A 20,188-nucleotide genomic window follows, 5' to 3' on the forward strand; every position below is an offset into this window, starting at 1 on the left:
ATCGCCTATATGCGATCCACTATGGCCAAACCGAAGCAGAAATCAGACCCCAACTACAAGGTCGTCGCCGAGAACCGGCGTGCACGATACGACTATGCCATCGAGGATGACATGGAATGCGGCATCGTGCTTGAAGGGTCCGAGGTCAAATCCATGCGCAAGGGCGGCACCAACATCGCCGAAAGCTATGCCGCGGTGGAAGACGGCGAGCTGTGGCTGGTGAACAGCTATATCGCGCCCTACGAGCAGGCCAAAACCTTCCCGCATCTGGAAAAGCGTCGGCGCAAGCTGCTGGTGTCAAAGCGCGAGCTGGCCCGGCTGTGGAACGCCACCCAGCGCCAAGGTTACACGCTGGTGCCCATCGTGCTGTACTTCAACCACAAGGGCCGGGCGAAGATGAAGATTGGCATCGCCAAGGGCAAGAAGAACCACGACAAGCGCGCCAACGAGGCCAAGCGCGACTGGCAGCGCCAGAAATCGCGCCTGCTGCGCCACGGGGAATAAGCCTCCCGAAATCCCCTGCTCGGAACCTGTCTGATCCTTTATCCTGTGCTCATCGCGGCTTGGGACTAAGCCGTGATCTGTTTGCACGCCCCACCGGAAGGGATTTCACATGGAACTTCTCGTCAGTCTTCTTGCAGGCGCAGTTGGCGGCAACGTCGCTGGTGCTGTTGCAAAACCCCTGAACCAGGGCACTTTGATCAATTCCATCGCCGGGATCGTTGGCGGCGGCCTGGGCGGGCAAATCCTGTCGGCCCTGGGCGCCGGAGGCCTAGCCTCCTCGGGCGGCTTGGACATCGGCGCTATTGTGGGCCAACTGGCCTCGGGTGGTGTAGGTGGCGGTGTGGTGTTGGCCATCGTGGGCGTGGTACGCAACCTGCTGGCCAAGTAAACAGCCGACAGGGCATTAGGGGGAAATCCTGTCGATTTCTCCCTTTCTCCTTTCCGCTCTACTTATGCCATTTTCTCTATACATCCGGCGCTCGGGACCAGCCGGTGTATCCTCATCCCCAGGTCTCGCAATGGGGCGTTTATGGAGCAGCTTGCACTGAGCATTACCGCAGGTACGTTGGGTGGACATCTGGCTGGCGAAAAGTGGCGCTCACTAAGCCTTGGCTGGATTGTAAATACCCTGGCGGGCCTTGTCGGTGGCATTATTTCAGGCAAGCTGCTGCCCCTGGATGATACAGGCTTTGCGTTGCACCAGATGCCGCTGATTGTTGCAGCAGGCGTTCTGGGCGGCGGCTGTATGACCTTCGGTGTGGGCCTTTGTCGAAACCTGCTGTCCCGTTGATTGCCTCTTTGGGATGACTTGCCTCAGGCCCGGCTCCGCTTTAACACAGGTGGAAACCCGCCGAGCCGGAGACCCAAATGCCTATTGAAGACCCCAAAACCCTTGTTTCCACCGAGTGGCTGGCCGCGCATCTGAACGATCCGGACCTGCGCGTGCTGGATGCATCGTGGTATTTGCCTTCTCAGGGGCGCGATGCGAAGGCCGAATACAACGCCGCGCACATCCCGGGCGCGCGCTTCTTTGACATTGACGAAATCGCTGACCTGCGATCCGATCTGCCCCATATGGCGCCCCCGGTTGAGAAGTTCATGAGCCGCATGCGCGCCATGGGTGTGGGCGATGGTCATCAGGTGGTGGTTTATGACGGGGCCGGACTGTTTTCGGCCGCCCGCGTGTGGTGGCTTTTCCGGCTGATGGGTCAGTTTGATGTTGCCGTTCTGGACGGTGGCTTTCCAAAGTGGCAGGCTGAAGGGCGCCCGGTTGAGGATCTGCCCCCCGTTGTGCGCGACCGTCACATGACGGTGCGCCGTCAGGCGGGCATGATCAAAGACGTCACGCAGGTAGCGGCCGCTGCCAAGCTGGGTGACTATCAAATCCTGGATGCCCGCGCCCCCGAACGGTTCCGCGGAGAGGCCGAAGAGCCCCGCCCCGGATTGCGCAGCGGCCATATCCCGAATTCAAAGAACGTCCCGTTCATGACCCTGCTGAACGAAGATGGCACGATGAAAGACGGCGATGACCTGCGCACTGCGATGGAGGACGCTGGCGTAGAGCTGGGCAAGCCAACAATCACCACCTGCGGGTCGGGCGTTACAGCCGCTGTGATCAATCTGGCGCTGGAACGACTGGGCCATGACAACCACGCGCTCTACGATGGGTCGTGGTCCGAATGGGGCATGTACAGCGATCTGAAGGTCGAAACCGGGTGAGCGGGATTTTCGGCGCACTCCCCCCGCAAGGCGAAGATCAGATCATTCGCCTGATGGGGCAGTTTCGCGCCGACCCGCGTCCGGACAAAGTCGACTTAGGCGTTGGCGTGTATCGCAATGCCCAAGGCGTGACCCCGGTCATGCGGGCCGTGCAAACCGCTGAACAGCAACTTTTGCAATCCCAGAACACCAAGGCCTATACCGCCTTGGCCGGGGAACAGGCGTTTCGCGACGCGATGGCCGATCTGGTGCTTGGTCCGGCGCAGGACCCGGCCCGTCTGGCCAGTGTGGCGACCGTTGGGGGCACGGGTGCTGTCTTCATGGCGCTGCGTCTGGTCACGATGGCGCGCCCTGATGCACAGGTTTGGGTTTCGGACCCGACATGGCCCAATCACATCCCGATCACACAGCACGTGGGGTTGGGACTTAAGACCTATCGCTATTTCGACGCCGAAAGCCGCGCAATCGACGCCGCCGCGATGCTGGCAGACCTGTCACAGGTCCGACCCGGCGATGTGGTTCTGCTGCACGGCTGTTGCCACAACCCAACCGGGGCCAACCCGCAGCCCAGCGATTGGCAGGCGCTGGCCACGCTGCTTGCCACCAAAGGCGCGGTGCCGCTGATCGACATCGCCTATCAGGGATTCGGCGATGGTCTGGAAGCAGACGCCGCCGCCACCCGCCTGATCGCGCAAACCTGCGAAGAGGTACTGATCGCCGCCAGCTGTTCCAAAAACTTCGGTGTGTATCGTGAACGCGCCGGTGTGTTGATGGTTATGACCCCACCCCAGCTGCGCGACACGCTGCAAGGCACTCTGACGGCGCTAAACCGGTTGAACTATTCCTTCCCGCCGGATCACGGCGCACGGCTGGTCAGCATGGTGCTGACCGATCCTGCTTTGCGCGCAGACTGGCAGGCGGAACTGGAAGACATGCGCACAGGCATGTTGCACCTGCGCGAGACACTGGCCCGCGAGCTTCGCCGCCTGACCGGTTCTGACAGGTTCGGGTTTCTGGCGCAGCATCGTGGGATGTTTTCGCGCCTTGGGGCCACGCCCGAACAAGTCGAAAAACTGCGCGCTGATCATGGCATCTATATGGTGGGTGACAGTCGCATGAACATTGCAGGACTGACCAAAGCGAATGTATCGCAGGTTGCCCAAGCCATCGCCGCCTGCAACATCTGACCCCTTACGCGATCCTCATGAAAAAAGCCCCGGCGCGAAACCGGGGCTTTCTTATTTATGCTCTGTCAGTCTTTTTCAAAAAGCCCGGGCGCGTACGCCCGGGCCAGTCTATCTCGGACTAACAGGAAGGGGAGTTAGCCTTTCGAGAACTCGGGGTAGGCTTCCATGCCCAGCTCGGACATGTCCAGACCAGTGATCTCGTCTTCCTCGGAGACACGGATGCCCATGACTGCCTTCAGGATGAACCAGACTACGGCCGACATCACGATGGTTGCGACACCGATCACGACGATACCGTACAGCTGTGCGCCGATGGTTGCGTCACCGTTGGTGAAGACAACTGCGATGGTGCCCCAGATACCAGCGATCAGGTGAACCGGGATCGCGCCAACAACGTCGTCGATCTTCAGTTTGTCCAGCATCGGAACTGCGAAGACGACGATCACGCCACCAACGGCACCGATCAGAGTTGCTGCGCCCAGCGAGGGGGTCAGCGGCTCAGCAGTGATCGAAACCAGGCCAGCCAGAGCGCCGTTCAGCACCATGGTAAGGTCAGGCTTCTTGTACAGAACGGTGGTCAGGATCAGCGCAGCGATGGCACCACCGGCAGCAGCCGTGTTGGTGTTCGAGAAGATGCGCGATACGTCAGCAACGTCGCCGATCGAGCCCATGGCCAGCTGCGAGCCGCCATTGAAGCCGAACCAACCCAGCCACAGGATGAACGTACCCAGAGTAGCCAGGGGCAGGTTCGAACCAGGCATCGGAACGGTTTTGCCGTCTTTGTACTTACCGATACGCGGGCCAAGGATGATGGCACCGGTCAGAGCAGCCCAGCCGCCTACCGAGTGTACGATGGTCGAACCAGCGAAGTCCGAGAAGCCTGCTTCGCCAACAAAGCCACCGCCCCAAGTCCAGGACGCGGTCAGCGGGTAGATGAACGAGGTCAGGATGATCACGAAGATCAGGAACGGCCACAGCTTGATACGCTCAGCAACAGTACCCGAAACGATCGAGGCGGTTGCAGCACAGAACATCAGCTGGAAGAAGTAATCCGAACCGGTCGATGCATAGGCGTAGTCGTCCACTGCGTCGGCGCCAACGCCTACAGCTTCCAGAACGGCAACAGCCGGGAACAGTGCCGAGAAGACACCTTCGATGGCCCAGTCACCCAGCGGGTACATCAGGTTATAGCCGATCAGGTAGTAGAAGATCGAAGCCAGACCAAACAGAGCGACGTTTTTGGTCAGCTGCATGGTCACGTTCTTGCCGCGCACCAGGCCAGCTTCCAGCATCGCAAAGCCAGCAGCCATGAAGAACACCAGGAAGCCGCCAATAAGGAACAGCACGGAGTTCAGGATCCAGACCACATCGGTCGGAACAGCAGCGGGCACTTCAGCGTGACCTTCTGCCAGACCCAGGGTCGGCATCGCGACAGCCATAGCCGCGAGAGGGAGGAGTTTATTGAGTTTCATATTCAGAAAGTCCCTTGTTCGAGGATCTCAGCTGCTGAAATTACAGCGCGTCGTCGTTTGTTTCGCCGGTACGCACGCGAACAGACTGGTTCACGTCGAGGACGAAGATCTTACCGTCACCGATCTTGTCGGTCTTGGCGGTGGTTGCGATGGTTTCCACCACCTGGTCGGCCATGGCAGCCGAGACTACGATCTCAAGCTTTACCTTCGGCACGAAGTTCACCGCGTATTCAGCACCACGGTAGATTTCAGTGTGACCAGACTGCGAGCCGAAGCCTTTGATCTCGGTCACCATCATGCCGCGCACGCCAATGGCGGTCAGGGCTTCCCGGACCTCCTCCAGCTTGAACGGCTTGATTGCAGCAATGATTAGTTTCACGTCGTTACCCTTCCGTTTGGCAGGTTTCCCTGCGGGGATTTCACGGGGGCAACAAGCACGGTTCAGGGGCTTTGAGGCAATGAAACGCGTAACGAATAGGTGACGTGATTTGCACCATGTTGCACAATTTTTGCACAAATCGAGGTTAATGATTAAAATATGGGCGAATTAATAAGTCATTAAGGAGGCATCCAAGTGGCTCCACTTTCTAGATCGGGTCCGGTATCGTGAATCACAAGAGCAGTAACAGTAAAGTGGCCCCAGTATGAGCGGCACCAATGGAAAAAAGCCTCCGCTTCGTGCGGAGAAACGGTATGGGACGGCGACCAAGCGCACCAAACCGGCCCCAAATAAAGTAGCGAAGCCCAAGCCCAAGCGGCAGAAAACCGCCAGCGCAGGCGGCAATGGGCGGATTCGCGGCGCCTTTGGGGCGCTGCTGCGTTGGATCGCCCGGCTGATCTGGAAAGTCACAAGCCGCACAGCTTTGGTCTGCGCCCTGATTCTGGGCGCCGCTGTGGTTTACACCGCGACGACGTTGCCAGACGTGGCCTCTTTGCTGGATGCCCGGACGCGCGGGTCTGTCACCCTGATCGACCGGGAGGGCGAGATTTTTGCCTGGCGTGGGGATCAGTACGGCGGCCAGATCACGGCCTCTTCGGTGTCCAAGCACCTAAAACACGCCGTTGTCGCGACCGAGGACAAGAGGTTCTATCGCCATTTCGGGATCAGCCCGCGCGGGGTCGCCAGCGCCGTTCGCATCAACCTGAGCGAAGGCCGCGGGCCCTTGTCGGGGCATGGCGGCTCTACGCTGACGCAACAGACGGCCAAACTGCTGTGTCTGGGCGTGCCGTTTGACCCCGAGACATGGGATTCTGAAGCCGCCTACGAGGCCGACTGCCGACGCACCACGATTTGGCGCAAAGCCAAAGAGGCCATCTATGCGATGGCGATGGAAGCCCGGTTTTCTAAAGATGAGATTCTGACAATCTATCTGAACCGCGCCTATCTGGGGGCTTCGGCCCGTGGATTTCAGGCCGCAGCACAGCGGTACTTTGGGATTGACGCGGCCAACCTGAACCCAGCGCAATCGGCGATGTTGGCGGGTCTGCTGACAGCGCCCACACGGCTGGCGCCCACCAACAATCTGCAACGTTCTCAGGATCGCGCCGCAACGGTTGTCCGGCTGATGTATGAGCAAGAGTATCTAACCACTGCCGAACGTGATCAGGCGTGGGAAAACCCCGCGACGCTGTCTAAAGCAGCCGAGAAACGCGCAGGCGGGTATTTCGCCGATTGGGTCATGGACACGGCACCCAGCTTTCTGACCCGCGAAACGACCGAGGATGTGTTCCTGTACACCACCTTGGACCAACGCCTTCAGACCGCCGCCGAAGACGCGATGAAGCTGATCTTTGAAACCAAGGTGCGCGAAGGTTCGCTGGCGCAGGCCGCGATCGTGGTGATGTCCTCAGATGGCGCCGTGCGCGCCATGGTTGGCGGGCGCGAAACCAAGGTTTCGGGTGCGTTCAACCGCGCCTCGATGGCGATGCGCCAGACCGGCTCGGCGTTCAAACCATTTGTCTATGGTGCGGCGCTGGATCTGGGCTTTACCCCAAATGCGACTGTAGTGGACGAGCCTTGGTGCATGGATGTACCCGGCTCGGGCGAATACTGCCCCAAGAACTATACCAAGGACTTCAAGGGCCGGGTGACACTGGCGCAGGCCTTGGCGCAGTCCTTGAACATCCCGGCGATCCGGGTGTCGGAATCTGTCGGGCGCGAGAACGTGGGCCGCGTCGCCGAGGACTTTGGCATTGAAAGCGATCTGGCCGTGGGGCCAGCAATCGCGCTTGGCACCTCCGAGTCGACCCTGATCGAGATGACCGGCGCCTATGCTGGCATTCTGAACGGCGGGCAAAGCGTGCGCCCCTATGGCCTGACAGAATTGCGTCTGCAGGGCGATGACGCCCCGCTGATCGGCAAAGAGGGCGGCCTGGGCGAACGCGTGATCACCGAACAGGCGGCACGCAGCCTGACGTGGATGATGCATCAGGTCACGGAAACCGGCACGGGACAACGTGCCAAGCTGCCTGACCGTCAAACAGCAGGGAAGACCGGCACAACGCAAGCCGCGCGGGACGCGTGGTTTATTGGCTTTACTGCGGATTACGTGGCGGGCGTCTGGATGGGCTATGATGACAACACCCCTCTGACGGGTGTCACCGGCGGCGGGCTGCCCGCGGAAATTTGGCGTGAGACGATGGTGCGCGTGCACGAAGGCCTGCCTGCCCGTGCTCTGCCCATGGATGCACCCCTCAAAGCTGTGGCTCCGGCCCCTCAAGCGCAGGAACGCAAAAAGAAACGCAAGCTGGATGATCGGGCCGAACGTGTCCTGATCGACGTACTGCGCAATCTGCTGGACAAAAACTAGTTTGCGGGGGTTTCAGCCTCTTCGCCGGTTGCGCCGGTGGTTTCGGCCCCCGGTGCTGGGCATAGGTCATATTTGAAGGCGTAACCGTTCCAGACCATGATCAAACCTGCGTCAGCCGCGCGCATGAACAATGCACGGGCCTGCCATGGCTCTCCTTCGCCACTACATTTCATGTCGAACAAAACGGCATCCATGTCACGCACGTCCACCGGGTTTTCCATCTGGCAGGTGTTCTCGACGCCCTCGAACAGATTGTCCTGAATGCGCAAGGCCCCGCCATCTTGCCCCAGCAAGGTACAGTCAGTTTCAGGGCCTTGGCGATAGGTGCCATCAAAGGCTCCGGCGCTGGCCTGTTCAGTCAGCAATATTGCGGCGGCTCCGATGATGGCCGCGCGCATATCAGCCCGCAGCCTTAAGATCACGGATCAACGCGTTCAGGTCGCCCTTGTGACGATCCAGCATTGCGCCGATTTCGGTGCGCTCGGCGGCGACCATGTTCACGCCTTCAATGAACATGTTGAAGAACTTGTCGCGGCCCGATTTGTCAGACACCAGAAACGTCACATCGAACGGCGCCTGCCCTTGCAAGAAAGCCATGGTCCGGACTTCATAAAAGCTTTTGACCGGCTTGGCGCCTTTTACTTCAAGCCGCCCACCTTGGAATTCGCGGAAACGCTTGCCGTATTTACGCGAGATATAACCGCTGAACGCTTTGGTGAAAGACGCCATTTGCGACGCCGACGCAGACCGCGCCGGAGGCCCCAGAGCAGAGCGCGCAATGATCTGCAGATCAGCATAGCGCGCCATGATTTGTTCAAAGTCGCGGTACATGCTCTTTTCAGCTTTCCCCGAGTTGATCACGGTGTTGATCTCACGGACCAGCGCATCGACCAGAGACTCGGCCTCCCCGGTGGACAGGGCCGCAGCCGGGCGTGCAACAGCAGCCGCGCCCAGCGCGGCAAGAACGAAACGGCGATCAAACTTAGGCGACATCACTGGTCCTCATACGGATCAAAATACGGGTCAGCGTAAGGATCAGCATATGGATCATCCGCGCCAGCCCCGGTGTCTCCTAATGTGAAGCGCCGGTTCTGCAAATACAAGAGGCGGGCCTGCGCATAGCTGTCTGCGCTCTCATACAACACTGAATCCACGGTGTCGGTAAAACGGTAGCGCTTGTCCAATGTCGAGGCCGCACTGGCCCCCGTTGCCAACCCGGCTTCAAGCCCGGGCAGTATATAATTCAACGGGTTTAAGGCCAGATCCGCGACCATGCCGATGGTATCGCGCTCGGTCGATGGACCAAGCAGAGGCAGTTCAACATAGTGCCCTTCGCCGACACCCCAGACATGCATGGTTTCGCCAAAATCCGAGCTGCGTTCGGTAATTCCGATGGAACTGGCCGGGTCAAACAGCCCCGCCAGCCCAATGGTCGAATTGAACAGGAACCGCGAGGTGTTCGAGATCGCATCTTCCAGCTGGAACTGCAGCAAGTCGTTCACAACCATGCCGGGCAGCGACAGGTTGCTGGCGAAATTGCTGACACTTCGCCGCACCGGATCGGGGACATATTTGCCATAGCCGTTGGCGACAGGACGCACCAAGCCTTTATCAAGCGACTTGTTTTCTGCGTGCACAGCACGGTTTTGTTCTTCGTAGGGGTCATAAAACTCTCCCTGCCGCGCGCCATCGCCGCAGGCGCCAAGCAGCGCCACAGTGACGAGAGCAACCACAGCTCTGCGGGGAGTCTCAAGCATGTGTTTAAAAAACAATAGCAATCTCTGATGTTACTTCTTAGGTTCCGGCAACATAGTCGCGTTATATTGTTTGCCCAGAGCGGACGGGGATTCAACTACGCGCCTGTGGCCGACAGGTGACATGGGCAAAGCTCCGCCAATATGCATAATCCGGGATGACCGTAAGGTGACCAGGCAAAACATGAATAATTCTAACGGCGCAGAAGAACTGCGCAAGGCGCGTGCACAGACCCGGGGTCTGGTGATTGCCGTGGCGCTTTTTTCAGCCTTCGTGAATCTGCTGATGCTGACCGGGCCGCTCTTTATGCTTCAGGTCTATGACCGCGTGCTGGGCAGCCGATCCGAAGAGACCCTGACGGCGCTGGCGGTGCTGGTCGCATTTCTGTTTCTGGCCATGGGGCTGTTGGACTATGCGCGCGGACGCGTCATGGCACGGGTTGCGGCCAAGATTCAGACCTCGCTTGAAGGGCGGGTATTTGACGCCTCGCTGCGTCAGGCCGCTTTGGCGCGTGACGGGGCTTCAAACAACGCACTTCGCGATTTGGACGCCGTCCACCGCTTTGTGGGCGCGCCCGTGTTTACCTCATTCTTCGACCTGCCCTGGACGCCCCTTTTCCTGCTGGGCATCTTTATCTTCCACCCTTGGCTGGGAAGTCTGGCATTGGTCGGCGGAGCGATCCTGATTTTGACCGGCGTGTTGAACCAATTGCGCACCAGCGCCCCCGTTCAACAAGCCAATGCGACAGCCATGAAAGCCGAGTATCTGGCTAACCAGATGCGCACCGAGGCGGAAACCGTACGCAGCCTGGGCATGATGGGCGCTGCATTTGCCCGTTGGCGCGGTATCCGCGCCGTAGCGCAAGATCAAAATCTGTCGGCCTCGGATCGGTCGGGCGGCTTCTCGATCTTCTCGAAAACCTTCCGCCAGTTTCTGCAGTCGGCCATGCTGGGGCTGGGCGCTCTGTTGGTGCTGAAGGGCGAAATGACGGCAGGCGCGATGATTGCGGGTTCTATTCTTTTGGGGCGCGCTTTGGCGCCAATCGAACAGGTTATCGGCCAGTGGGCCTTGCTGCAGGGCGCGACGAAGGGCTGGCGCTCGCTTGGGGAATTGCTGAGCGAAGTGCCGCCGCAACCGCCCCGGACAGAACTGCCACGCCCGCGCGCCAAGCTGGAGGTGCAACAGCTGACAGTCGTGCCTCCCGGAGAATCCCAAGCCTCGCTTCGAATGTTGAACTTCAAGGTCGAGCCAGGGCAGGCCGTAGGCGTGATCGGCCAGTCGGGTGCAGGGAAATCCACGCTGGCGCGAGCGATCACCGGGGTTTGGCGCGCCGCAGGCGGCAAGGTCCGGCTGGACGGCGCGACGCTGGATCAATTCGACCCGGATGTTCTGGGCCGCCATATCGGCTATTTGCCGCAGCGTGTCGGCCTGTTTGACGGCACCATTGCCGAGAACATCGCCAAGCTGGAAGCCAACCCAGACCCCGAAAAAGTGGTGGCCGCTGCCAAGAAGGCCGATGCACATGATATGATCCTGCGTCTGCCCGAAGGGTATGACACCCGTATTGTGGGCACCAATGGCCGCTTGTCGGGCGGGCAGCTACAGCGCATTGGACTGGCGCGCGCGATGTATGGCGATCCGGTGTTACTGGTTTTGGATGAGCCAAACTCGAACCTCGACAATGACGGCTCTTTGGCACTAAACGCCGCGATCCGCAAAATGAAAGCCGAAGGCAACGCCGTGCTGATCATGGCGCACCGCCCCGCCGCCATCGCCGAATGCGATGTTCTGTTGGTACTGGAAGGTGGCATGGCCAAGGCGTTTGGCCCGCGCGACGAAGTCCTGCGCGGCACCGTCAAGAACCATGCCGAAATCAAACGCGCCCCGGGCGCCGGAGGCGTGTCATGAGCACCCCTACTTCTGCCCGCAGCCCACTAATGCTGGGCTTCATTACGCTGGTCATTCTGTTGGGCGGTTTTGGCGGCTGGTCGGTCTTTTCGCGCATCGCTGGCGCCGTCGTCGCAGGCGGGCAGGTTAAGGTCGAACAAAATCGGCAGGTCGTACAGCACCCTGACGGCGGCGTGGTCGATCTTGTGAGTGTCCGCGAAGGCGACGTGGTGAAGGCAGGCGACGTCTTGGTGGTTTTGGATGCGGTGCAGCTGCAATCCGAACTGACCATTGTTGAAAACCAGCTGTTTGAACTGCTGGCCCGCCGCGGCAGGCTTGAGGCAGAGCGCGACGACCGCGATGCAATCGTCTATCGGGCCGAACTGCAAGAGGCTGCGCAATCCGACCCCGATGTGGCCGAGATCACCGATGGCCAATCCCGACTGTTCGTCGCGCGCAACGAAAGCAACGCCAAGGCACTGGAACAGCTTGAAAAGCAACGCGCCCAGATCGCCGATCAGGTGCGCGGTATCGAAGCGCAACAAGAGGCCTTGGTCAGTCAGCTGGCGCTGATCCGGCAAGAACTGGATGATCAGAAAAGCCTGCTGGAGAAGGGTCTGGCACAGGCCTCGCGCGTGTTGAGCCTTCAACGCGAGGAAGCCCGCCTGCAGGGACAGGTCGGCGAACTGACGGCTTCAGCCGCGCAGGCCCAGGGCCGTATCACTGAAACCGAGATCGAAATGCTGCGGCTTGGCACCCAGCGCCGGGAAGATGCCATTACCACCCTGCGCGATCTGCAATTTCGCGAACTGGAACTGGCGGAACGCCGCACCTCGCTGCGTGCTCAGTTGGATCGGCTGGAAATTCGGGCCCCCGTGGGCGGGATCGTCTATGGGCTGACGGTCTTTGCCGAACGCGCCGTGATACGCCCCGCCGATCCGGTACTCTACCTTGTGCCGCAAGACCGCCCGCTGGTGATCGACGCGCGGATCGAAACGATCCACATCGACGAGGTATTCGTAGGCCAGCCGGTGACCCTGCGATTTGCCGCCTTTGACAACCGCACCACCCCCGAGCTGACCGGAACCGTGCTGAAACTCTCGGCTGATGCGTTCACGGATGAACGCACAAATGCCAGCTTCTATAGCGCCGAAATCGTGCTGGATGCAGGTCAGATCGAGGAACTTGGGAACAACAAAATCGTCCCCGGCATGCCGGTCGAAGTGTTCATCCGCACTGCCGAACGCTCTCCGCTGGCTTATCTGGTCAAGCCTCTGACCGATTACTTCAACCGCGCCTTCCGCGAAAGCTAGGATCCTGACATGAGCAGCTTTGAAACTCGACTGGCCGAACTAGGCGTCACCCTGCCCGACGCCCCCGCCCCTGCGGCCAACTATGTGCCCTATGTGCAGGTCGGTGATCTGGTGCATGTGTCGGGGCAGGTGCCGATGAACGAGGACGGTTTCATTGCTGGCACGCTGGGCGATGGAATGTCGGTCGAAGACGGTGCCGCCGCCGCGCGTATCTGTGCGATCAGCTTGCTGGCGCAGGTCAAAGCCGCCTGTGGCGGTGATCTGGACCGGCTGGTGCGGGTAGTGAAACTGGTGGGCTTTGTGAACTCGACCCCTGATTTCGGCGATCAGCCAAAGGTGATCAACGGCGCGTCGGACTTTATGGTTGAGGCCTTGGGCGATGCCGGTCGACACGCCCGTTCTGCGGTCAGCGCCGCGTCGCTGCCCTTTGGCGTGGCCGTTGAAATCGAAGGCATCTTTCAGGTCAAATGACCTTGCCTGCCGCCCTATTGCGCCTGCCCATCGCGCATCGCGCCTTGCATGACATCGCCGATGGACGGCCTGAGAACTCTCTGGCCGCCATTCGTGCGGCAGTCGCGGCCGGGTACGCCATCGAGATCGACGTGCAAAGGTCTTCGGATGGGCAGGCCATGGTGTTTCATGACTATGATCTGAAACGGCTGACGGGCACGCCCGGCCCAATCCAGCAACGCAGCGCGAAAGAGCTTTCCAATTTGAAACTGCTGGGAGGCGAAGAGGGCATCCCAACTCTGCGCGCCGTTCTTAGCATCATCGACGGGCAGGTTCCGCTGGTGATCGAGATAAAGGATCAGGACGGCGCAATGGGCCCCAATGTTGGCCCACTGGAACAAGCGGTCGCCGAGGCGTTGACGGGTTATGACGGCGATGTGGCGGTGATGTCTTTTAACCCGCATACGGTTGCAGCCTTCGCGAAGGTCGCCCCGCATGTAGCGCGCGGCTTGGTCGCGCGTCACTTTGACGAAGAGAATTCACCCACCCTGCCCCCGGCCACGCGGTTGCGGCTGCGCGACGCGCCCGACTTTGATACCGTCGACGCGCAGTTCCTAAGCTATGACGCCGAATACCTGACCAACGCGGCTGTTCAGACCCTCAAAGCGCGCGGGGTTCCGGTGATTTGTTGGACCGTGCGTTCGGCGGATGACGAAAAAGACGCCCGCGAAACCGCCGACAATATCACCTTTGAGGGATACCTGCCCGCAATCCCTTGACCACCCGCCAAGCGGTGCCAAGTTAGTCGGGCAAAGGGGCGCACATGACCGAGGTCGAAATCACAGTTATCAGCGGGCTTGCCGGAATTACCGCGCAAGACTGGGACGCCTGTACCGCGCCCGACGCAGGCCACGCGCCCGACCCGTTTACCACCTATCGGTTTCTCAAAGCGCTTGAAGACAGCGGCTCGGTTGGCGCGGGCACGGGCTGGGAGCCGCATCACCTGATTGCCCGCCGGGGCGGCGAGATCACGGGCGTCGCGCCGCTCTATGCCAAGAACCACAGTCAGGGCGAATATGTCTTTGATCACAGCTGGGCTGATGCCTATGTGCGGGCGGGTGGATCGTACTATCCAAAGCTGCAGATGGCCGTGCCCTTTACCCCGGTCACCGGGCGTCGGTTTTTGACCGATGATCCGCCCACTCGGCAAGCATTGGCGCAAGCGGCGGTGAAGCTGTGCGCACAGAACCAACTGTCTTCGCTGCACTGCACGTTCTGCGACGCGGACGAGGTCGAAGCGCTGGAACCCATGGGCCTGTTGCGCCGATCCGGCCAGCAATTTCATTGGGTCAATCAGGGTTACTCCGATTTCGACGGGTTCCTGGCCAATCTGTCCTCGCGCAAGCGCAAGAACATCCGCAAGGAACGCGCCACGGCGCAAGGGTTTGGTGGCACCATCCGTGCGCTCACGGGCGATCAGATCGAACCCAACCATTGGGATGCTTTCTGGCAGTTCTACCAAGACACCGGTGCGCGCAAATGGGGCACACCGTATTTGACGCGTCGCTTCTTTGATCTGGTGCATCAAACCATGCGCGATGATGTGTTGTTGGTGCTGGCCGAACTGGATGGCCAACCGGTTGCGGGTGCGCTGAACTTCATCGGGCACGACGCGCTTTATGGCCGCTATTGGGGGGCCTTGGCGCATTTTCCCTGCCTCCATTTTGAGCTGTGCTACTATCAGGCCATCGACTATGCGATTGCCCATGGGCTGGACCGGGTGGAGGCTGGCGCGCAGGGCGAACACAAGCTGGCGCGCGGGTATCTGCCCGTCGAAACTCACTCGCTGCACTGGATCGCGGATGAAGGCTTTAGCCAAGCGGTCCAGCAATATCTGACCGCTGAACGCAACGCCGTGGAAGAAGAGATTGAGATCCTGACTTCTTACGGCCCATTCAAACAACAAACGGTGGAGGAGCAGGAATGACCGACAAGCTGGCAGGTGCCGCCCGCAACACGGCCTTGATCGAGCTGCAATCCGCCGGATGGGAGCTGACGCCTGATCGCGACGCCATCCAAAAAACGTTCAATTTTGCCAATTTCATCGACGCTTTCGGCTGGATGTCGCGCGTTGCCCTTTGGTAAGAGCGCTGGAACCACCACCCAGAGTGGTTCAATGTTTACAACCGCATCGAAGTGACGTTAACGACTCATGACGCCGGGGGGCTCAGCCCGCTGGATGTTAAACTTGCCACGAAAATGGATGCGCTGGCGGGCTGACCCCAGCACCAGGAGTAACCGTCATGAATGTTTCCGTCCTTACCGCGTTGGGGATCAACGTTGTCACCGCCTTACTTATCGCCGTCGCGGCGCTGTGGCTTAGCGGGTTCGTAAAACGCTACATCGAAGGATTGGCCGACAAGAACGAAAACCTCGACATAACACTGATGCGATTTGCTGGGTCGATGGCACGCTACTTCGTGCTGGCCATCGCAGTTATCTTTATTCTGGCGCGTTTCGGGATCGAAACCACATCATTGGCCGCACTGCTGGGTGCCGCGGGTCTGGCCGTTGGTCTGGCGCTGCAGGGCACACTTTCAAACGTTGCTGCCGGGGTTCTGCTGATTGCCTTCCGCCCGTTCAAAGCTGGTGACGTGGTCGAGGCCGCGGGCCACACCGGCAAAGTCGCTGCCGTGACCTTGTTCACCACTGAACTGACAACGCCGGACAACGTGCAGATCATCGTGCCAAATGGCGACATCTTTGCCGGTGCGATCAAGAATTTCTCGCACCACGACACCCGGCGCGTGGATTTCGTGTTTGGGGTTTCCTACGGCACCAACCTGAAAGACGCCGAAGACATCATCGTGAAATGCATCGAGGATGACGAGCGCATCCACGCCGACCCGGCACCGTTCGTGAAAGTTGGCAATCTGGGCGACAGCTCGGTTGATTTCACCGTGCGGGTCTGGTGCGACGCCGCCGATTACTGGGATGTGCATTTCGACATGACCCGGAATGTCAAAGAGGCGTTCGACGCAGGCAACATCGACATCCCCTTCCCGACCACCACAATGATCCAAGGGTGATCAAACGTAAAAAAAGGGCGCCGATTGCGGCGCCCTTTCTTGTTCAGCCCAGCGCCTCGAGGAACTTGTCGCCGGTTGAAATGTCGCAGACTCCCGGATCATCAACCTGAGCCACAGTGATCACCCCGTCGTCCAGCAACAGCGCGTACCGATTGGAACGGTCATAGAGCCCCAAAGGCGGCGCCGTGAATTCGACGCCCAGCGCTTTGGTCAGTTCCGCGCTCGAGTCACCCAGCAAGGTAATGCCAGCCTCCGTCGCGCCGGTGTCTTTGCCCCAGGCCGTCAGCACAAAAGGGTCGTTCACGGCGATACAGATCACCTCGTCCACGCCTTTGGCCTTAAGCTGATCCATCACTTTGATGAAGCTGGGCAGGTGAATCGTTGAACACGGGCCGGTATAGGCCCCGGGCAATGCAAAAAGGACGACCTTTTTGCCCGCCAGTTTCTCGGAAAGCTTCACGGTGGCGGGGCCATCTGCCCCCAAATAGGTCAATTCTGCGTCGGGAAGCGTGGCGCCAACTGAAAGTGTCATGTTTATCCTGTCCTGTAATTGCGTCGCATGTAGCGAAGCATATAGGTTGCGCGCGACAAGACACCAGAAAAGGGACAGGCATGTCGGATATTGTTGTGATCGGGGCCGGTCAGGCCGGCAGTGCATTGGTGGCCAAGCTGCGCGCATTGGGCCACATGGGCAAAATCACCCTGATCGGAGAAGAGGCGACACCGCCCTATCAGCGCCCGCCCCTGTCCAAGAAATACCTGTTGGGCGAGATGGACAAAGAGCGGCTCTATCTGCGCCCCGAGACGTTCTATGCCGAGAACAACATTGATCTGCGCCTGTCATCGACCGCCGTTTCGATTGACCGAAGCGACAAAAAGATCGTGGTCGATGGCAACGCGATTTCCTATGACCAGCTGGCGCTGACGACCGGCTCTATCGCGCGGCGCCTGCCGCCCGCGATTGGTGGCCTGCTGGACGGTGTTCACGTGGTGCGTACCATGGCCGATGTGGATGCGATGGAACCCGAATGCGTTGAAGGCGCGCGGGTGTTGATCGTCGGTGGGGGTTATATCGGGCTGGAAGCCGCTGCTGTGTGCTCGAAGCTGGGCATGAAGGTGACTTTGGTTGAGATGTCCGAGCGTATTTTGCAACGCGTTGCCGCGCCCGAGACCAGCGCCTATTTCCGCGCTCTGCACGCGGCGCATGACGTGGATATCCACGAAGGTATCGGGCTGGACCGGCTGACCGGTGAAACCCGTGTCGATGGCGCGGTGCTGTCAGATGGCACTGAACTTGCTCTGGATATGGTCATCGTCGGCATTGGTATCGCCCCGGCAACCGAACTGGCTGAAAGCGCCGGTCTGGTGGTAGAAAACGGTATCAAGGTGGATGCACAGGGCCGTACCAGCGACCCGGTGATCTGGTCGGCAGGCGATTGCGCCGTCTTCCCCTATCGCGGCGATATGATCCGCCTTGAAAGCGTCCAAAACGCGATTGATCAGGCCGAATGCGTGGCCGAAAACATGTTGGGCGCAGACAAGGATTACGCGCCTTACCCGTGGTTCTGGTCGGATCAGTATGACGTGAAGCTGCAAATCGCGGGGCTGAACTCCGGCTATAATAACGTGGTCGTGCGCCCGGGCGAGCGCGAAGGCTCGGTCAGCCACTGGTATTACGCAGGTGACACATTGCTGGCCGTCGACGCGATGAACGACCCGCGCGCCTATATGGTCGGCAAGCGGATGATCGAGGCGGGCAAGTCCCCCGAAGCGGCGGCAGTCGCCGACCCAGCGACCAATCTGATGGCTTTGGCCAAAGCATGAGGATCATTGCAGGCGCCCATAAGGGGCTGACGCTGGCCTCGGTCGGCAAGGGCGACGCGGGCGCACATCTGCGCCCCACCACCGACCGCGTGCGTGAAAGCCTGTTCAACCTGCTGATCAATGGCGGCTACGGCGACCCGATTTCGGACGCGCGGGTATTGGACCTGTTTGCCGGCACCGGGGCGTTGGGGCTTGAGGCGCTGTCGCGTGGCGCAGCTCATGTGACATTCGTGGATGATGGCGCCAAATCGCGCGCCCTGATCCGCGAAAATATCGAAAAATGCCGCGCGATGGGCGTGACGAAACTGTTCCGCCGCGACGCCACACGTTTGGGCCTGAACCGCGGCGCCGGGTTCAACCTGATCTTTCTGGACCCGCCCTACGGCAAAGGGCTGGGTGAACGCGCACTGGCATCCGCCTTTGAAGGCGGCTGGATCGCTGACGAGGCCCTGATCATCTGGGAAGAAAGTGCCGAGATTGCTGTGCCCGACGACCTGGCCCTGCTGGATCAGCGCAAATACGGCGACACCAAGATCGCGATCTTGCGGGCCGATTAATCGATCCAGGTCGGGTGGAATTTATCGCCGGGAGACAGGGTGAAAACCTCAAACCCGTCGGCGGTGACCGCGATTGAATGCTCAAACTGCGCCGACAGGGATTTGTCACGGGTCACAGCTGTCCAGTCATCGCCCAGCACCTTGGTTTCGGGGCGGCCTAGGTTCACCATGGGTTCAATGGTAAAGAACATGCCTTCTTCCAGCACCGGACCAGACCCTGCGCGACCATAGTGCAGCACGTTGGGCGGCGCATGAAAGACACGGCCCAAACCGTGACCACAGAAATCGCGCACGACGCTCATCCGGTGGCCCTCGACGTAGCTTTGAATGGCATGGCCGATGTCGCCAAAGGTGTTGCCGGGCTTGACCATCTCAATGCCCTTGAACAGAGCGTCATGGGTGACCTGAACAAGGCGTTCAGCCTTGCGCGACATTTTCCCGGCCAGATACATGCGCGAGGTATCCCCAAACCAACCGTCTACGATGACGGTGACGTCGATGTTCAGGATGTCCCCATCCTTCAGTTTCTTGTCGCCGGGGATGCCGTGACACACGACATGGTTCACCGAAATGCACGACGCGTGCTGATAACCGCGATACCCAATCGTCGCTGATTTCGCGCCCGCATCATCCACCATCTTGGTGATCAGACGATCCAGTTCGCCGGTGGTTTGCCCGGGAAATACATGGGGCGCGATGTCATCAAGAATCTGCGCCGCCAGCTTGCCAGCCGCGTGCATACCGGCGAAATCCTTCGCCTCGTGAATTCGGATGCCATCTTTGGTCAGGCGGCCTTTGTGGGATTCGTCCACGTCGCACTCCATCAATCAACAGGGCCTAAATAGGCCCATGCGCGGCGAAATACCAGCCTAGGGAACGGTTTCCCCAACCGGCAGAGCCTGCGCCAATACGACACCCTCGGGCGAGAGGCTGGTGGCATAGCAAATCACCTCGACCCCGGCATCTTGCGCCCGCGCCAGCCCCGCACCGTAAGCCGGGTCAATGTCGCCCGCCACCCGCATGCGGGTGCAATCGGTTCGCTGCACAAGGTATAGCATCACCGCGCGGTGACCTTGGGCGGCCATCTGCGACAGCTCCTCAAGATGCTTGGCGCCGCGGGTGGTGACCGTATCTGGAAATTCAGCCCAGTCCGCATCGCGGCGCAGGGTCACGCTTTTGACCTCAACATAAGCATCTGGCAGGCCGCGCCGGGTCAGCAAGAAATCAATCCGACTGCCAGTGCCGTATTTGACCTCGGCCCGCAGAGTGTCATAGGCCCCCAATTCCGCCACCGCTTTGGCCTGCAACCCCTCGCGCACCACGCGGTTGGGTACGCCGGTATCGACGCCGGTGAAATGGCCGTTTTCGTGATCGACCAATCGCCAGCCGTATTTCAGCTTTCTCTTGGGATCATCGTTGGGTTCCACCCAGACGCGCTGGCCTTCCTCAACAAGCCCTGTCATCGGACCTGTATTGGGACAATGGGCGGTCACCTGATCGCCACTGTCCAGCATCACATCTGCAAAGAAGCGTTTATAGCGGCGGATCAGCCTGCCGGGGACAAGAGGTGTTTGAAATCGCATGTGTCCCACCTATACCCAAGGGTAAGCCACGACAAGGA

Annotated in this window: 22 protein-coding genes and 1 pseudogene; 15 read left to right on the forward strand and 8 right to left on the reverse strand. The window is 60.0% G+C overall.

Annotated features, from left to right (window positions below; genetic code table 11):
• Positions 1–21: 21 nt before the first annotated feature.
• The 5 genes from smpB (at position 22) to ATO10_RS07485 (ending at position 3,410) form a co-directional block, all read left to right on the forward strand.
• Entirely contained in the window at positions 22–504 is a 483-nt protein-coding gene (gene smpB, locus ATO10_RS07465) for an SsrA-binding protein SmpB (RefSeq protein ID WP_035250018.1), read from the forward strand.
• 109 nt (positions 505–613) lie between these two features.
• Positions 614–892 (forward strand): hypothetical protein, encoded by a 279-nt coding sequence (locus ATO10_RS07470; RefSeq protein WP_035250020.1) that lies wholly within the window; start codon positions 614–616, stop codon positions 890–892.
• 141 nt (positions 893–1,033) lie between these two features.
• Positions 1,034–1,294, forward strand: a complete 261-nt coding sequence (locus ATO10_RS07475) for a hypothetical protein (protein WP_035250022.1) — start codon at positions 1,034–1,036, stop codon at positions 1,292–1,294.
• A gap of 77 nt (positions 1,295–1,371) precedes the next feature.
• On the forward strand, positions 1,372–2,223 hold the full coding sequence (gene sseA, locus ATO10_RS07480; RefSeq protein WP_035250024.1) for a 3-mercaptopyruvate sulfurtransferase: 852 nt from the start codon (positions 1,372–1,374) through the stop codon (positions 2,221–2,223).
• 5 nt (positions 2,224–2,228) lie between these two features.
• A complete protein-coding gene (locus ATO10_RS07485; RefSeq protein WP_155886727.1) occupies positions 2,229–3,410 on the forward strand; it encodes an amino acid aminotransferase in 1,182 nt (393 codons plus the stop codon).
• A 134-nt stretch (positions 3,411–3,544) separates the two neighbouring features.
• Here ATO10_RS07485 and ATO10_RS07490 read toward each other — a convergent pair whose 3' ends face one another.
• On the reverse strand, positions 3,545–4,882 hold the full coding sequence (locus tag ATO10_RS07490; protein ID WP_035250026.1) for an ammonium transporter: 1,338 nt from the start codon (positions 4,880–4,882) through the stop codon (positions 3,545–3,547).
• 40 nt (positions 4,883–4,922) lie between these two features.
• The gene (locus ATO10_RS07495) at positions 4,923–5,261 is read right to left on the reverse strand and encodes a P-II family nitrogen regulator (RefSeq protein ID WP_035250030.1); all 339 of its coding nucleotides are present in this window, start codon (positions 5,259–5,261) and stop codon (positions 4,923–4,925) included.
• Between the two features lie 265 nt (positions 5,262–5,526).
• Between ATO10_RS07495 and ATO10_RS07500 the strand changes: the two genes are divergently transcribed.
• Positions 5,527–7,692: a transglycosylase domain-containing protein gene (locus ATO10_RS07500; protein WP_035250032.1), complete on the forward strand. Its 2,166-nt coding sequence runs from the start codon at positions 5,527–5,529 to the stop codon at positions 7,690–7,692.
• Here the strand turns inward: ATO10_RS07500 and ATO10_RS07505 are convergent.
• The 3 genes from ATO10_RS07505 to ATO10_RS07515 are packed head-to-tail and all read right to left on the reverse strand — an operon-like array spanning position 7,689 to position 9,425.
• Entirely contained in the window at positions 7,689–8,090 is a 402-nt protein-coding gene (locus ATO10_RS07505; RefSeq protein ID WP_051598016.1) for a hypothetical protein, read from the reverse strand. The two genes, ATO10_RS07500 and ATO10_RS07505, sit on opposite strands and share 4 nt — an antisense overlap.
• A gap of 1 nt (position 8,091) precedes the next feature.
• The gene (locus ATO10_RS07510) at positions 8,092–8,685 is read right to left on the reverse strand and encodes an MlaC/ttg2D family ABC transporter substrate-binding protein (protein ID WP_035250035.1); all 594 of its coding nucleotides are present in this window, start codon (positions 8,683–8,685) and stop codon (positions 8,092–8,094) included.
• Positions 8,685–9,425 carry an MlaA family lipoprotein gene (locus tag ATO10_RS07515; RefSeq protein ID WP_238323426.1) on the reverse strand — a complete coding sequence of 247 codons (741 nt, stop codon included), beginning with the start codon at positions 9,423–9,425 and terminating at the stop codon, positions 8,685–8,687. The genes ATO10_RS07510 and ATO10_RS07515 overlap by 1 nt, the downstream gene beginning before the upstream one ends.
• 205 nt (positions 9,426–9,630) lie before the next feature.
• Here ATO10_RS07515 and ATO10_RS07520 point away from each other — a divergent pair, with 205 nt between their 5' ends.
• From ATO10_RS07520 to ATO10_RS07550, 7 genes and pseudogenes are all read left to right on the forward strand, one after another.
• Positions 9,631–11,355, forward strand: coding sequence for a type I secretion system permease/ATPase (locus ATO10_RS07520; protein WP_035250039.1), 1,725 nt, complete (start codon positions 9,631–9,633; stop codon positions 11,353–11,355).
• Positions 11,352–12,647: an HlyD family type I secretion periplasmic adaptor subunit gene (locus ATO10_RS07525; protein WP_035250042.1), complete on the forward strand. Its 1,296-nt coding sequence runs from the start codon at positions 11,352–11,354 to the stop codon at positions 12,645–12,647. Before ATO10_RS07520 ends, ATO10_RS07525 begins: the two co-directional genes overlap by 4 nt.
• A gap of 9 nt (positions 12,648–12,656) precedes the next feature.
• The gene (locus ATO10_RS07530) at positions 12,657–13,118 is read left to right on the forward strand and encodes a RidA family protein (RefSeq protein ID WP_035250045.1); all 462 of its coding nucleotides are present in this window, start codon (positions 12,657–12,659) and stop codon (positions 13,116–13,118) included.
• The gene (locus ATO10_RS07535) at positions 13,115–13,876 is read left to right on the forward strand and encodes a glycerophosphodiester phosphodiesterase family protein (RefSeq protein ID WP_035250047.1); all 762 of its coding nucleotides are present in this window, start codon (positions 13,115–13,117) and stop codon (positions 13,874–13,876) included. The genes ATO10_RS07530 and ATO10_RS07535 overlap by 4 nt, the downstream gene beginning before the upstream one ends.
• A gap of 44 nt (positions 13,877–13,920) precedes the next feature.
• On the forward strand, positions 13,921–15,084 hold the full coding sequence (locus ATO10_RS07540; RefSeq protein ID WP_035250049.1) for a GNAT family N-acetyltransferase: 1,164 nt from the start codon (positions 13,921–13,923) through the stop codon (positions 15,082–15,084).
• Positions 15,081–15,377 (forward strand): annotated as a pseudogene (locus ATO10_RS07545) (4a-hydroxytetrahydrobiopterin dehydratase). Before ATO10_RS07540 ends, ATO10_RS07545 begins: the two are co-directional and overlap by 4 nt.
• Before the next feature lie 23 nt (positions 15,378–15,400).
• The gene (locus ATO10_RS07550; RefSeq protein WP_051598017.1) at positions 15,401–16,186 is read left to right on the forward strand and encodes a mechanosensitive ion channel family protein; all 786 of its coding nucleotides are present in this window, start codon (positions 15,401–15,403) and stop codon (positions 16,184–16,186) included.
• A 43-nt stretch (positions 16,187–16,229) separates the two neighbouring features.
• Here ATO10_RS07550 and ATO10_RS07555 read toward each other — a convergent pair whose 3' ends face one another.
• Positions 16,230–16,718, reverse strand: coding sequence for a peroxiredoxin (locus tag ATO10_RS07555; protein WP_035250053.1), 489 nt, complete (start codon positions 16,716–16,718; stop codon positions 16,230–16,232).
• Between the two features lie 80 nt (positions 16,719–16,798).
• Between ATO10_RS07555 and ATO10_RS07560 the strand changes: the two genes are divergently transcribed.
• Both ATO10_RS07560 and rsmD read left to right on the forward strand, forming a co-directional pair.
• Positions 16,799–18,010 (forward strand): NAD(P)/FAD-dependent oxidoreductase, encoded by a 1,212-nt coding sequence (locus ATO10_RS07560; protein ID WP_035250055.1) that lies wholly within the window; start codon positions 16,799–16,801, stop codon positions 18,008–18,010.
• Positions 18,007–18,567: a 16S rRNA (guanine(966)-N(2))-methyltransferase RsmD gene (rsmD, locus tag ATO10_RS07565; RefSeq protein WP_035250056.1), complete on the forward strand. Its 561-nt coding sequence runs from the start codon at positions 18,007–18,009 to the stop codon at positions 18,565–18,567. Before ATO10_RS07560 ends, rsmD begins: the two co-directional genes overlap by 4 nt.
• On the opposite strand, the gene map is transcribed toward rsmD, so the two are convergent.
• Together map and sfsA are read right to left on the reverse strand one after the other, a co-directional pair.
• Positions 18,564–19,379: a type I methionyl aminopeptidase gene (gene map, locus ATO10_RS07570; RefSeq protein WP_238323427.1), complete on the reverse strand. Its 816-nt coding sequence runs from the start codon at positions 19,377–19,379 to the stop codon at positions 18,564–18,566. The genes rsmD and map overlap by 4 nt on opposite strands.
• 57 nt (positions 19,380–19,436) lie before the next feature.
• Positions 19,437–20,150 (reverse strand): DNA/RNA nuclease SfsA, encoded by a 714-nt coding sequence (gene sfsA, locus ATO10_RS07575; RefSeq protein WP_035250060.1) that lies wholly within the window; start codon positions 20,148–20,150, stop codon positions 19,437–19,439.
• Positions 20,151–20,188 lie beyond the last annotated feature (38 nt).

This window comes from Actibacterium atlanticum (genome assembly GCF_000671395.1).
Lineage (GTDB): Bacteria > Pseudomonadota > Alphaproteobacteria > Rhodobacterales > Rhodobacteraceae > Actibacterium_D > Actibacterium_D atlanticum.